The 14171-nt window shown below is 67.6% G+C and carries 12 protein-coding genes; 9 read left to right on the top strand and 3 right to left on the bottom strand.

Annotated features, from left to right (window positions below; genetic code table 11):
* Positions 1-8: 8 nt before the first annotated feature.
* The gene (locus C491_RS04560) at positions 9-1274 is read right to left on the bottom strand and encodes a CobW family GTP-binding protein (RefSeq protein ID WP_005554125.1); all 1266 of its coding nucleotides are present in this window, start codon (positions 1272-1274) and stop codon (positions 9-11) included.
* Positions 1275-1446: 172 nt separating this feature from the next.
* Between C491_RS04560 and C491_RS04555 the strand changes: the two genes are divergently transcribed.
* Complete coding sequence (locus C491_RS04555; RefSeq protein ID WP_005554124.1) at positions 1447-3135, top strand: nucleoside recognition domain-containing protein; 1689 nt, start codon at positions 1447-1449, stop codon at positions 3133-3135.
* On the opposite strand, the gene C491_RS04550 is transcribed toward C491_RS04555, so the two are convergent.
* Positions 3119-3589, bottom strand: coding sequence for a hypothetical protein (locus C491_RS04550; RefSeq protein WP_005554123.1), 471 nt, complete (start codon positions 3587-3589; stop codon positions 3119-3121). The two genes, C491_RS04555 and C491_RS04550, sit on opposite strands and share 17 nt — an antisense overlap.
* A gap of 171 nt (positions 3590-3760) precedes the next feature.
* Between C491_RS04550 and C491_RS04545 the strand changes: the two genes are divergently transcribed.
* The 7 genes from C491_RS04545 to C491_RS04515 all read left to right on the top strand — a co-directional run bounded on the left by C491_RS04545 (position 3761) and on the right by C491_RS04515 (position 10981).
* Positions 3761-4966: an FAD/NAD(P)-binding protein gene (locus C491_RS04545; protein ID WP_005554122.1), complete on the top strand. Its 1206-nt coding sequence runs from the start codon at positions 3761-3763 to the stop codon at positions 4964-4966.
* Between the two features lie 136 nt (positions 4967-5102).
* Positions 5103-5753, top strand: coding sequence for a DUF3267 domain-containing protein (locus C491_RS04540; RefSeq protein ID WP_005554120.1), 651 nt, complete (start codon positions 5103-5105; stop codon positions 5751-5753).
* 61 nt (positions 5754-5814) lie between these two features.
* Entirely contained in the window at positions 5815-6036 is a 222-nt protein-coding gene (locus tag C491_RS04535) for a hypothetical protein (protein ID WP_005554119.1), read from the top strand.
* 66 nt (positions 6037-6102) lie between these two features.
* Positions 6103-6555 carry a universal stress protein gene (locus tag C491_RS04530; RefSeq protein ID WP_083909285.1) on the top strand — a complete coding sequence of 151 codons (453 nt, stop codon included), beginning with the start codon at positions 6103-6105 and terminating at the stop codon, positions 6553-6555.
* Positions 6556-6773: 218 nt separating this feature from the next.
* Positions 6774-7025: a phosphoribosylformylglycinamidine synthase subunit PurS gene (purS, locus tag C491_RS04525; RefSeq protein WP_005554115.1), complete on the top strand. Its 252-nt coding sequence runs from the start codon at positions 6774-6776 to the stop codon at positions 7023-7025.
* A 59-nt stretch (positions 7026-7084) separates the two neighbouring features.
* On the top strand, positions 7085-7777 hold the full coding sequence (gene purQ, locus C491_RS04520) for a phosphoribosylformylglycinamidine synthase I (protein WP_005554112.1): 693 nt from the start codon (positions 7085-7087) through the stop codon (positions 7775-7777).
* A gap of 117 nt (positions 7778-7894) precedes the next feature.
* Complete coding sequence (locus C491_RS04515; protein WP_005554111.1) at positions 7895-10981, top strand: PAS domain S-box protein; 3087 nt, start codon at positions 7895-7897, stop codon at positions 10979-10981.
* Between the two features lie 10 nt (positions 10982-10991).
* Here C491_RS04515 and C491_RS04510 read toward each other — a convergent pair whose 3' ends face one another.
* The gene (locus C491_RS04510) at positions 10992-12092 is read right to left on the bottom strand and encodes an archaeosine biosynthesis radical SAM protein RaSEA (protein WP_005554110.1); all 1101 of its coding nucleotides are present in this window, start codon (positions 12090-12092) and stop codon (positions 10992-10994) included.
* Positions 12093-12186: 94 nt separating this feature from the next.
* Between C491_RS04510 and C491_RS04505 the strand changes: the two genes are divergently transcribed.
* Complete coding sequence (locus C491_RS04505) at positions 12187-14052, top strand: rhomboid family intramembrane serine protease (protein WP_005554109.1); 1866 nt, start codon at positions 12187-12189, stop codon at positions 14050-14052.
* The last annotated feature ends 119 nt before the right edge of the window (positions 14053-14171 follow it).

The raw sequence follows: 14171 nt of genomic DNA, 5'->3' as shown, positions 1-14171 counted from the left end.
GGTCGATCTTAATCCGCGATGCCGATCTCTTCCTGGCTCGAGTCGTCCTCGGGCTTCGCCGTCGGCTCGTCTTCAGGGGGTTCGAACGTCGGGAACCGGTCCTCGTAGCTCGACCAGTCCGCCTCGAGTTCCGCGTCCTCGAGCAGGCAGTCCTCGAGGGCAGCCCGCAGCGACTCGTGGTCCATCTCGGTTCCGATCAGGACGAGCTGGGTGCTGCGGTCACCCCACCGGTCGTGCCAGCTCTCCTCGAGTTCGGGATTTTGCTCGAGGTGCTCGCTGCGCTCCGGTTCGGGCATCGCGTCGATCCACGAGCCGCCGGGGCCAACGCGGATCGACCGGCCGGCGACGTTGATCGTCAGCGCCTCCTCGCCGCGGCCGGCGAGCCAGAAGTGGCCCTTCGCGCGGACGACCTCGTCGGGAAACGTATCGAGCAGGTCGGCGAGCCGTTCGGGGTGGAACGGGCGACGGGCGCCGAAGACGAAGGAGGTGACGCCGTGTTCCTCCTCGGCGGACTGGTGGGGCTCCTGAAGCTCCCGGATCCAGCCGGCCGACTGGCTCGCGTCCTCGAAGTCGAACCGGTCGGTGTCGACGATCGTGTCGGGGTCGACGCGACCGTGTTCGGTACGGACGATCTCCGCACGGGGTTGCAGTACTTCGAGCGTCGACTCGATCCGCTCGAGGGTCTCCTCGTCGACGAGGTCGCACTTGTTGAGCAACAGGACGTCACAGAACTCGACCTGCTCGACGAGCAGGTCGCCGAGGTGTTTCTCGGTGCCGTCGTCGTCGAGGAGCTCGTCCGAGCGCATCGCCGCGTCGAACTGGTGGGCGTCGACGACGGTCACAGTCGTGTCGAGATGGCAGTCCTCGAGCGGTTCCATCCCGGTCTCCTCGTAGAACTCGGTGGGCTCGAGGTCGCTCTGGTCGAACCCGATCGTCAGCGTCTGGGCGACCGGCAGCGGTTCGGCGACCCCGGTCGACTCGACGACGACGGCGTCGAACGCCCGCTCGCGGGTGAGTTCGTCGATCGCCTCGAGCAGGTCGCCACGGAGCTCACAGCAGATGCAGCCGTCCGAGAGCTCGATCAGCTCCTCGTCCTCGTCTGCGATATCGGAGGATTCGGCGACGTGTTCGGCGTCGACGTTGACCTCGCCCATATCGTTGACCAGGACCGCGACCCGATCCTCGGTCTCGCGCAGGAGATGGTTCAGAACGGTGGTTTTGCCGGCACCGAGCGTTCCGGACAGGACCGTGACTGGCGTCGAGTTGTCGGGCATTCGATTACCAATACAGACTCGTGGATAATAGAAGTTATTATCTTATGCGATACTATTATTAATACTGGCTGGCGAGTGAGCAGCCACGGATGAAGCACCGAGATCACGCCGCCGAGGAGACCGGCCGATCCGAGACGTCGGCGAGTACACCGGTGACGGAGGAGTCGTCGAGATGAGTGAGAGCCGAGATCGGATCACCCTGATCGGGAAGGAAAGCGTCGGCAAATCGGCGCTCGCGGCCGGCCTGACCGGCTCGAGACCGGCCGACCGGAACGTCGAGGGATCGACCGTCTCGAGCGAGATCTACCGGACCGACGGGTTCGAGCTGGTCGACACGCCCGGAATTACCCTCGAGGCCGACACCGAGACGACCCGCGAGGCCCTGGCTGAACTCGAGGCGACTGACCGGGTCGTCCTCGTCGTCCCGGCGACCGATCTCGATCGGGATCTCGAGGAGCTACTGCCGCTCGTCGAGGGACGTCCCGGCGCGGTGGTCGTCACCCACTGGGATCGGATCGACGACGCCGACGACGCCGAGGAGACGATCGCCGAACTCGAGTCGGATCTCGGCGTCCCGGTCGTCCCCGTCGACGCCCGACGATTAACGCGGGTAGCCGCGGATGGCGGGGTCGCTCCTGACGCGGACTCGGCGGCGGGAGCCGATGCCGGCTCGACCCTCGAGGCGCTTCGTTACGCGGGCTCGTTTCCCGTCGAGACGACGACCCACGCGAACTGGGAGATCGAGCCGTCCGAGACGATCCTCGAGCGCCCGTACATGGGACCGATCGCGAGCGCGCTCGTTCTCCTCCTCCCCGCCGTTGTCGCCGTCTGGTTCGCCAACACCATCGCGGGCGAACTCGACCCGATCGTCGGTGCCGCCCTCGAGCCCGCCGTCACCTGGTTCGAGGCGGCGCCGCTGCCGGAGCCGGTAGCGGCCGTGTTCGTCAGCGACTACGGACTGCTCGCGATGGGGCCGTTCCTGTTCGTTTGGGCGCTGCCGACGATGCTGATCTTCGCCCTGTTCATGGGCGCATACAAAGCCAGCGGGCTCGTGACGCGGGTGACGACCGCGCTCCACCCGGTCATGCGCCGCGTCGGGCTGACGGGGCGAGATCTCGTCCGCGTCGTGATGGGCTTTGGCTGTAACGTCCCCGCCGTGACGAGCACCCGGAGCTGCTCGGACTGTACCCGCTGTACCACCATCTCGGCGATCTCCTTCGGCGCGGCCTGTTCCTACCAGTTTCCGGCCACGCTCGCAGTCTTCGCGGCGGTCGGGATGAGCTGGCTCGTCGTCCCCTACCTCGTCGTGCTCGTCGCGACGACGCTGTTCTACGTCCGCCTGATTGCCCCCTCGGAAGCCCGAACGACGTCGCTCGCGGTCGATCGTCGGACGTTCCTCGAGTGGCCCCGTCCGCGCGCGATCTGGCGCGAGGCAAGATCCTCGTTCGCGAGCTTCCTCACGACCGCCTTACCCGTCTTCGCGGGGATCTGCGTCGTCGCCGCGTTGCTCGAGTACGTCGGCGCGCTCGAACGCCTCGGCGACGCGCTGGTGCCGGCGATGGGCGCCTTCGGCCTCCCCGCCGAGGCCGCTCTGCCGATCGTCCTCGCCTCGATCCGCAAGGACGGCATCGCGCTGCTGACCGCCGACGCGAGCGGGATCACCGCGCTCTCGCCGCTCCAGGTGCTGGTCGCGGTCTACCTCGCGGGTGTGCTCCTGCCCTGTCTGGTCACCGCGATCACGGTCGCTCGCGAGGTCTCGGCCCGGTTCGTCGCGAAGATGCTTGCCCGTCAGGCCGCGGCGGCGATCGGATTCGCGCTCGCGCTCGTGTGGATCGGACGGCTGCTTACACGTCTTCTCTAACGGTGCCGCCGATCACGAGCGCCGCGCCGATGATCACCAGGTTCTTGATAATGTACTGCCCCTCGACCGTGAGCGCGTACGGGAACGTGACGTAGACCGCCTCCGGAACGAGGAGCAGCGGGAGGAACGTGCCGGGTAGCTGGAAGAACAGCAGGAGGATGCCGAGCCGAATGAGGGGTCGGTAGAGCAGGCTGATCCCGATGAGCACCTCCCAGACGCCGAGGACGGGGATGAACAGATCCGGCGGCACCAGATAGACGGTCGCCGCAACGAGTTCGCCGGCCGGCGAGACGCCGAGCACCTTGAGCGCGCCGAACCAGATGAATACGACGCCGATCGCGGCCCGCAACACCGGTATCCCCCACCGATCCATGTGGGCGGCGATCGCCGCGTCGAGCCTGTCGAACTGCCGCTGATAGGCGCCGAACCGGTCGGCGAAGGTTTCTTCGGACATGGCACTCGCGGCGGGACTACGCGTTGCACCGAGGAAAACCCCACAGCTTTCGACCGAACGACTGGGCGCTTCCCGTCCGGTTCGCTCACTCGGTTACTATCCTACCTCAGAATCCCACACAATGATTATTAAGACGAAGGTATGAAGTAACAATAGGCCTATCTGATTCACATGTACGACTGCGTCATCGTCGGCGGGGGCGTCCACGGCACGTACCTCGTCCAGCGGTTGCTCGAGGACACCGACCTCGAGCGCGAAGACGTTCTGATCGTCGATCCGAACGAACGGCTGCTGGCCTCGTTCCGACGGAAGGCCCGGGCCTGCGAGATGGACGCGATGCGCTCGACGTTCGTCCACCACGTCGGCACCGAGCCGTTCGGCCTCGAGAGTTTCGCGGAGGCTTGCGGCCGCGAGGACGAACTCCTCCCGACGCCGGGCTACCCACGTCGACCGTCGCTGTCGCTGTTTCTCGACTACGCCGACCGGGTCATCGACCGGGAGAACCTCGAGGCGCTGCACAGGCAAACGGCGGTCGACGCCGTCAGCGAACGCGAGGACGGACCACTCGTCCTCGAGACCGACGAGGGATCGATCCGAACCCGAACCTGCGTGCTGGCGATCGGACGCGGTGGACGGTACCGAACGCCCGACTGGGCGAACGGCGTCGACGGGATTACCCACGTCTGGGACGGGTTCGACCCCGATCGTCGGGCCGAGGAGACGGTCGTCGTCGGAGGCGGGGTTACCGCGGCCCAGCTGGCGACCTGCCTCGCCGACCGGGAACCCGTGACGCTGCTCTCCAGGCGCGACCCCGAGGAGGCGGCCATCGAGGCCGATCCCCGCTGGATCAACTGGTCGCACGTCGAGCGGCACCTCCACCGTCACCCGCCCGGTTCGCGGAACCGCCTCGAGGTCGTCCGCGAGGCGCGAAACGACGCCACCGTTCCGCCGACGCTGCTCGATCGGCTCGACTCGGCGGCAGGCGACGGGGACCTGCGAACCCGGATCGGCGAAGTTGAGTCGGCCCGCGCGGTCGACGGCAGCGTCCGACTGCTGCTCGAGGACGGCGGCTGCTGTTCGGCCGAGCGCGTCGTCCTCGCGACCGGGTTCGCCCCGGTGTTCGACCATCCGTTCGTCGACCGGGTCGCCGAGGAGCTGGAGCTCGAGCGCGGCTACCGAGGGATGCCGATGCTCGAGGACGAGACGCTGGCGTGGCGCCGTCCCGACGGCACCCGATCCCCGGTGTTCGTCACCGGCGCGCTGGCTGCCGGGACCGTCGGCCCGTTCGCGGGGAACGTCGCCGGCGCGCGACGGGCGGCCGATCGGCTGGTCGAACCGATCTCGAGTCACGGAAAGCCGATGGCGCCGGCCGACTGACTCGTGTGACCGCGGGACCGGGGTCGTGATTCTCGAGCGACGCTCGGCCGGGGTTCGATCTCGGACCGGTAGTGTCGGCGGCCTCCGAGTCGCTCGAAGCGGCCGTTACTTGTACTCCGGTTCGGTAGCCTCTGTCGTGACAACGAGCGAGGCGTCGGGTTCGGATCTCACGCGGGCACCGGAGCTTCCGCCGACACCCGACGGATACGCCGACCCGTACGAGTTCCGGTATCCGACGGTCGGCTTGCTGGTCGGCTCCAGCGTGCTGGGGATCGTCTCGTCGGTGGCGCTCGTGGCCCTTCTGACGCTCGTCCACGGCCCCGAGATGTTCACGTTTTACGAGGTGACCGTCGACGGAGAGACGACGACGTTCGCGATGGATCTGACGGCTATCGCCGTCCCGTTTCTCGCCGCGCTGGTCGTGACGACGGTCGTCCACGAACTGCTCCACGGCGTCGTCTTCCGGTTCTATGGCTACGACGTGACGTACGGCGTCGCACCGTCGATGGGGGCGTTCTACGCGGCGGCGTTCGGCCAGTTTCAGCGGCGGGCGGAACTGCTCCGCGTCGGCCTCGCGCCGCTCGTCGGGATCACGGCCGTCTGCTTCCCGCTGGTGTTCGTGCCGGTTCCGATCGTCGCCCTCACGGCCGCGTTCGTACTGGTCTTGAACACCGCCGGAGCGATCGGAGACCTCTACGCGACGTGGCGACTCCGGGGGCTGCCCGAGGGGGCGCTGCTGTACGACGTGGACATCCGCTACTCGTACGTCTACGAGCCGTCGGCGTAGCGCGAACGCGGTCCGGAAGCGGCTCGAGCGACTGTCCATACACCGTTTTGTCTCCCGTTCGATGTTGCATACTCTGGAGCTACTGGCGCGAGCACGTGACGATCTGGCCGGACTGGCGGGTCCCGGCCACCAGGCCCAGGCGACCGCCGGATTCCGCCCGTACCGTAGCCGCGGACCCCTGAATGCGACGGCGTTCGAACGCAACGCCGCCGACGAGCTCGCCGAAGACGCGACGGCGGGGAACGATCGAATCGGTTCGCTGTCGGACGGTCGGAGGTGGTGAACGACACCTCCAACTGCCTACAAAGGTTTATACGACCGTAGCTAGCTACTCTTGATTAGAATACGAATGAGTGGAAATATCGTAGTTGTGCCGACGGATGGAAGTAAATATGCCGAGAGTGCTGCGGAAACCGGATTCGATATCGCCGAGAAGACGGGGGCGACCGTTCACGCCCTTTCCGTCGGGGACGAAAGCCTCACGCACATCTCCTCGGTCGGCGGTCCACCTCCGAAAACGACAGAAGACGTCGCCGAGATAGCGGCCGAATGGGCCGACGAGCTCGCCGACGATGCGAAGGCGTACGGCCTCGAGGCCGAAGCGGTCGTCCGAACCGGGAGCCCCGCCCGGGAGATCGCCGACTACGCCGACGAGGTCGACGCCGAGATGATCGTGATGGGAACGGCAGGCCGCGGCGGTTTCGAGCGAATGGTCGTCGGCAGCGTCACGGACAAAGTCGTTCGAACTGCACCGGTTCCCGTCGTTACCGTCCGACCCGACGGAACGGTCGACGCTGCCTGAGTGCCGAACGGGAACGGATTCGACCCGGATCGGGTCCCTCGTCCGTGTACTCGTCTTCGGGTCGCGACGCCCGCGAGACGCCGGAATCGAGCGCCGTCGATCGCTGACTCGCGTCGCGGAGCCGGACGGCGCTCGACCCGACTCTCCCAGTATCCACAAACGTGGATTTCGAACCGAACCCGAAAGCGTTTTTGAGCACGGTTACGGGGTATCAGGTAATGACGGCCTACACCGCGACGGTGACGGTTCGACTCAAACGCGGCGTCCTCGACCCCGAGGCCGAGACCACGAAACAGGCCCTCGAGCGGCTGGGCTTCGAACTCGAGGCGCTGCGCTCTGCCGACCGCTTCGAGATCGACCTCGAGGCCGACTCCGCCGACGGCGCCCGCGAGCGCGCCGACGAGATGGCCGAACGACTGCTCGCGAACCCGACCATCCACGACTACGACGTGGAGGTCGACGAGCGGTAGATGACGGTCTCCATCACGACGATCGAAACCGTCGGTCGCAACACCGCGGGGTGGCGACTGTGACGGTATCGATCGTCCGATTCGGCGGCTCGAACTGCGACCGCGACGCCGAGCGAGCCCTCGAGCATCTCGGTATCGACGCCGAGATCGTCTGGCACGAGGACGGCCTGCCAGCCGAAACGTCGGGGATCGTTCTGCCGGGCGGGTTCTCCTACGGCGACTACCTGCGCGCGGGAGCGATGGCCGCGCGCTCGCCGATCCTGGCCGAGGTCCGCGAGGCGGCCGCCGACGGCGTTCCGGTGTTGGGGATCTGCAACGGCGCCCAGGTTGGCTGTGAGTCGGGACTGACCGAGGGCGCGTTTACGACCAACGAGAGCGCCCGGTTCCAGTGCGAGCCCGTCCACCTCCGGGTCGAGCGCGCCGACACGCCCTGGACGGCCGCCTACGAGGAGGGCGACGTAATCGAGGTGCCGATCGCCCACGGCGAGGGGCGCTACGAGATCGGCGACGACCGACTGGCGGCGCTCGAGGCCGACGACCGGATCCTCTTTCGGTACTGCGACGCTGACGGCGCGGTCGACGGCGACGCGAACCCAAACGGATCGAAGGCGGCGGTCGCCGGCTTGCTCGGCGAGCGCGAGACGGTCGCGGTGTTGATGCCTCATCCCGAGCGCGCCACGCTACCGGACGTCGGTCCGACCGACGGGCAGGGGATCCTCCGCGGGTTCGAATCTGCGGTCGGCAAACTGTAGCTGCAGCCGACATATTTATTTTGTTACCTGTGGAATTTCAACACAGTTAGTCGAACGTGTCGGTCGGTCCGCCCAAAGCGGACGGGCGGACGGTCCCGACTACGTGGAACACGGGCTATGGATACGGCAACGCGCGTCGTCTGTGTCGGGTCGGACGTTCCGCCGAACGTCGACGGTGTCTTCGACGAGGTCGTCGAGACGCTCGCGGACTGCCTGGCGGGACTCGAGAGCGCCGACTGCGTCGTGGCGACCGATACCGTCCCCGACGCGACCTGTGCCGAACTCTGCTCGCGGATCCGGGGCCGCCGACCCGACCTTCCGCTGGTGGTCTTTCCGTCGAGCGGCAGCGAGGAGCTAGCTGGCGAGGTAATTGCGGCCGGCGCAGACGGTTACGTGCCCCAGTCCCAGGGCCTCGAGACGCTTCGCTCGCGCCTCGCGGCGTTGCTTTCGGGTTCCGACTCGCGATCGGGCGAGCACTCGAGCCGGTTCGAGCTGCTCGTCGAACAGTCCCCGCTCGCGATCATCGAGTGGAACCGGTCGTTCGAGGCGATCAGCTGGAACCCGGCCGCGACGGAACTGTTCGGCTACGACCGAGCGGAGGCCCTCGGTACGTCGGCGTTCGAGCTGGTCGTCGGCGAACACGACCGGACCGACGTCGCGGCCCAGTGGGAGCTGCTCGTCGGAGCCGACCTCGAGGAGTCGTCCCGGGCCGTCACCCGAAACGTTCGCAAGGACGGCACCGAAGTCACCTGCGAGTGGGTCAACGCGCCGCTGATAACGGACGGCGAGGTCGTTCGAGTGCTCTCCTTCGCCCGCGACATCACCGACGACCTCGAGCGGGCGAACGCCCTCGAGGCGCTCCAGGAGACGACGCGCCAGCTCGTGGGCGCGTCCTCGTTCGAGACGATCGCCGAGATCACCATGGGTGCGACCGGAAGCGTCCTCGATCGCTCGCTGGCCGGCGTCTGGTTCGCCGACGAGGACGGCGAGGCCCTCGAGCTCGCGGCGACGGCCTCGCAGCTGGCCGACGCCAGCGTCGATCGCTCGCCGGTCACCCCCAGTGACAGCCTTCTCTGGGAGGTCTACGAACGCGGTGAACCGATGGTAGTCGAGGACGCCTCGATCGAGCGGTTTCCCTACTACCTCGAGTTTCCCCTCGGGAACGCGATCGTGTACCCGCTCGGCGAACACGGTGTGCTGTCGGTCTGTTCGGTCGGGGGGCGCGAACTCGAGGCCACCGACATGAACCTGGTTCGGGTGCTCGCCGCGACCGCCGAGGCCGCCCTCGACCGGACGGCGCGTCAGCGGGAACTCGAGCGCGCAAAGACGATCGTCGATGCCGTCGGCGACGGCGTGTACGCGACCGACCGGGAGGGACGGTTCGTCACCGTCAACGACATGCTCGCGTCGATAACCGGCTACGATCGGGAGACGCTCGTCGGCGAGCACTTCTCGACGGTGTTGACCGCCGAGAGCGCCGATCGAATCCGAAACCAAGTCGGCGCCCTCGAGCCCGGAACCGAAGACGGCGCGACCTACGAGCTGACCGTGCTGACCGAGTCGGGGGAACGAATTCCCTGTGAGTCCACCACGCGACTGCTGTGCTCGGGCGGCGACATCGAGGGCTCGGTCGGGGTCGTCCGCGACGTCAGCGACCGCAAACGAATGGAGCGTGAACTCCGGGAGCGCCGGGCGAAGATCGAGAATCTGCACGAGGTCGCCTCCCGGCTGGACGACTGCCGCCGTCCCGAGGAGATTTACGAGCTGATCGTCGAGACGGCCGAGGACGTTCTCGAGTTCGACGTCTGTGCCGTCGACCGTGCGGTCGGCGACTCGCTCGTAAAGGTCGCCCTCTCCTCGCACCTCGACGATACCGACTACGTCGATCGGATACCGATCGAGACCGGGATCGCGGGGAAGACCTACCGAACCGGCCGAACGTACCGGATCGACGACGTCGAGCGCTGCGAGGACACGGCGGCGGACGCCGGCGCCTACGCGTCGGTGTTGAGCGCCCCGATCGGCGACCACGGCGTCTTCCAGGCGGCCTCGCGGACGCCGGGCGCGTTCGACCGCCACGACGAGGAGCTGGTCGAGTTGCTGCTCTCTCACGTTACCGACAGGCTGGATCAGCTCGAGTCGGAGTCGGTGCTCAGGGCCGAACGCGATCGGTTCGCGGCGCTTTTCGAGAACGTTCCCGACGCCGTCGCGAGCGTCCAACACCGGGACGGCAAGCCGATCGTCGAGGCGGTCAACCCCGCGTTCGAGCGGACGTTCGGCTACGACGAGGCGGAGTTAGTGGGGAACTCGTTAGACGCACACATCGTCCCGTTCGAAGACCGGGACGCGGCGGAGGCGATCAACCGATGCAGCGGCGAGGGATCGGTGGTCGAGGCCGAGGTGAGACGTCGGACCGCGGATGGCTTCCGCGAGTTCATGCTGCGGCTCGTTCCGATCGAGCTCGGCCAGACCAAGAGCCGATCGTTCGCGCTCTACACCGACGTCACCGAGCAGAAGCGACGACGAAAGCGCCTCGAGATCTTGAACCGAGTGCTGCGACACGACCTGCGAAACGGGATGAACGTGATCGACGGCTGTGCCGACCTGCTCGCGGATCGGGTCGACGGGGAGGTCGCGGCGCGCGTCGAGACGATCCGCGAGCGGGCGAACGAACTCACCTCGCTGGCCGAGAAGTCGAGAACCGTCGAACGGACGCTCAACCGGGACGGCGCCGACACCCGGCCGATCGACGTCGCCGCGCTCGCCGAACGAGTGACGACCCGACTCGAGAACGACGATCCGAACGTCGAGATCGGACGTTCGATATCGGGGCCTGCTCCGGTTTCCGGCGGAGCGTATCTGGAGACGGCGATCGACCAGCTTCTCGAGAACGCGGTCGAACACCACGACGGCGATCCCTCGATCGAGGTCACGGTCCGCGATCGGCCGGCGGAGGACCTGGTCGCGCTGTCGGTCGCCGACGACGGCCCCGGTATTCCCACCGAGGAGCGGGAACTGCTCCGGGAGGAACGGGAGATTACCCAGCTCCGGCACATGAACGGCCTCGGTCTCTGGCTGGTCAACTGGGCTGTCTCGCAGTCGGGCGGCCGACTGTCCATCGCCGACAACGAGCCGCGGGGGACCGTCGTCACGCTCGAATTCCCGCGGGCAGATCCCGACGCCGACGGTCCGACGCGGGGTTGAGCCGACTCGACTAGCGGGTCAGCGGTTGGTTGAAGCTCCGCTCGCGCTCCATCACGGCCTCCCACGTCAGTTCGCAGTCACACGACACCTGCTCGAACACCGAGGGATCCTGTCGCAGGTCGAAGTCCTTGATCGCCTTCTGGACGAGGTCGTCACACTCCTGGCAGTTGTGCGGACCGCGATCCGAGCCGTGGCCGACGGGGTCCGAGACGACGATGGCGTCGACGTCGACCGTCTCGCGGAGGACGTGGGCGACCGACCAGAGCCACGGCGGCCGGTAGCCGTCCTCGAAGTAGAGGTCGTCGACCATCGTGTAGCGCTGGACGTTACAGGGGTTCATCGAGACGGTGTGACAGCCCTCAACGGCGGCACAGCGCTCGACCGAGGAGATCATGTCGGCGACGGCTTCCGACTCCGTGAGGAACGGCGGTTTCATCAGGAGATACGCTTTGATCCCCGCGTCAGCGTCGCCGGCCGCTTCCTCGTCGGCCGCGGCGGCCTCCGCGCAGGCGGCCTCGAAGTCCGCGAAGTCGAAGTACTTGTTCACGCAGTCGTGGCGCACGCGGTCGGTCGCGGTCTCGAGCCCAATCGCGACGTCGGTATCCACGCCGTGGCGGGTGAAGTCGGCGATCTTCTCGCGGTCGACGAAGTCGGGGAGGGACTCGACGACCATCCGCTCGCGGTCGGCGAAGGTGTCGGCGATCGCCCGCCGGCTTTCGGCGCCGACCTCGCGCTCGTCGAGGAACGAGCCGGAGGTGTAGATCTTGATCAGTTCCGCGGGCTCGTCCCCGTTTTCGGCCTCGTGTGCGAGACAGACATCGATCTGGTCCATCAGCGCCTCGTGGGAAACGCTGCCGCCGTCGACGCTTTCGGCGACGTAGCCACACATCGTACAGCCGCCGGCGCGGGCCCATCGGCAGCCGCCGGTGTTCAGGATGATCGTCAGACTTCGCTTGACGCCGTTCGGCGTGTTGTCCTCGTCGAGCCAGACGCGGGTCGGCTCGTGGGGGTCGTAGCTGGCCTCCTTGCGCGAGCGGATCTCGCGCATGACCTGGTTGTGGGCGTCCATGCCCTTGCCCTGCTCGTAGACGTCGGGCGTGGGGTGACTCATTAGGAGCAGAAAACGGTCGGGTACCTAAAGCGCCTTCGTCTGGTGCGGCGCGGTTCCCGAACCGTTAGGCCCCCTGTCACACAACGGACGAACGATGCCTCTCGCTCCCGCTCAGATCGCCCTCGCCGCAGCGTTCGTCGTCGCGGTCGGCTTCGCGCTGGCCGTCGGCGACCGCCGACGCTGGCGTTCGCTCCTCGAGTCGCGGTTCGTCTACGGTGTCCCCTGGGGGACGCTCGTCACCGTGAGTCTTGTCGTCGCGTTCTACCTGCTGGTCCAGGGCGGGCTCCGCCACTGGAGCGAGCCGCTCACCTACCCGTTCATCACGTGGTCGTATCTCTACCCGACCGGGTGGCTCACCGCAGGAATCGCCCACGGTTCGCCCGAACATCTGGTCTCGAACGTCGCCGGGACGCTCGCGTTCGCCCCGATCGCGGAGTATGCCTGGAGTCACTACCCCCGGGACGGGCGCGACCGGGAGGCCGATGGTCTCCTCGCTCGCCCCTGGATTCGGGCGGTCGTCGTCTTTCCGGCAGCGTTGCTCGGCGTCGCCTACGCGACGGCCTTCTTCTCGCTGGGACCGGGGCTCGGCTTCTCGGGCGCCGTCTTCGCCATCGCCGGGTTCGCCCTCGTCACCCACCCGCTGGCGACCGTCGTCGGCGTGGTCGCAACCAGCGGGGTGCAGCTGGTTTACCAGGCGCTGACCCAGCCCATCGTGCACGAAGCGATCGAGCGCGGGCCGCCGGCACCGCCCGAGTGGGCCGGGATCGGGTTTCAGGCGCACCTGCTCGGCTTCCTCCTCGGGGCGCTCGTCGGGATCGCGCTCCTGCGACGGCGCAGCCGTCGGCCGGCGGCCAGCTGGGTGTTCGGAGCGACGATACTGTTCGGGTTCGCCCAGTCGCTCTGGCTGCTCGTCGGTACCGTCGGCGACGACACGTTCGTGCTCTACCGGGCCCCCGGTGTCGTCCTCGTACTTCTGCTGGCCGCGGTGCTCTCGATCGCGGTCGCTGGAAGCGATCGCCCGCTCCCGTGGCCGGTGTCGCTTCCGGCACGAGCCCGGCGACTGCTCGCGCTCGGGTGGCTCGCTGTCCTCTCGCTCGGCCTCATCGCGGGGATCGCCCTCGTCGTCAGCGAGGGCGCCCCGCTCGCGCTCTCGGTCGGCGCGCTGCTCCTCGCCGTCGGACTCGTCGCGCTGCCGGCACTGGTGGCGCTGGCGCCCGATCGGTGGCTCTCGAGTCCGACCCCGCGTCGTCGGGCGGCGCTCATCGTCCTGCTGGCCGCGACGGTGCTCGTCGCCGCGCCGAGTCTCCCGCTCGGGCTGACCGTCGTCGACGACGGCGCCGTCGACGGCTCGAACGAACTCGAGATCGAGGAGTACAGCCTCACCTACGAGCAGAACGCGACCGTCGAGCAGGGGTCACCGATCGACCTCGGGGAGGAGTCGATCGAGTCCCAGCAGGACGGCCTGCTTCTGGCCAGTGACGAGCGCGAGATTGCTACCGTCGCGGTCAGGGACGACGTCCTCGCGTACGCCGGCGAGGAGACGGTCCACGTTGGCGGGCTCGGCTGGCGGGAGTCGATCGACGTCGACCGAACCGGCTGGGAGGTCGTCGGCAACGAAACAGCCTACGCCGTCGATCTCGAGGTCGGAAACGAGACGACCAGAACGTTCGTCACCGATCCCGTCGAGGCCGAGGCGACCGTCGACGGTTACGAGGTGTCGGTCGCACCAACCGAAGAGGGGTTCTCGCTTCGGATCACCGAAGACGGTACCGAAGTCGGCGAGACGGCGATCCCGGACGCGAACGAGTCGACGACGGTCGGTGAACTACAGGTTTCGACGGAGCGCGTCGACGACCGCGAGCGGGTCGCCGTCGGGACCGACGATACCGAACTGACGGTCGCCGAGCGCGAGACGTACGCCGAGGAAGCGGATCCAGCGGACGAGTTCGCCGAGGAGTGACCGTTCCGTGACGAGTTCGAGCCCGCGACCGGAGCGGTATCTCCTACGTCTCGACGGCCTCCTGGGACGAGCGGACGAGCCGGTAGCGAACGCGGCTGCCACGCATCGGGACTTCCAGC

It is taken from the genome of Natronococcus amylolyticus DSM 10524 (genome assembly GCF_000337675.1).
Taxonomy (GTDB): domain Archaea; phylum Halobacteriota; class Halobacteria; order Halobacteriales; family Natrialbaceae; genus Natronococcus; species Natronococcus amylolyticus.
Note: the sequence above shows the minus strand (reverse complement) of the source record. Positions and strands in the feature narration are given on the sequence as shown.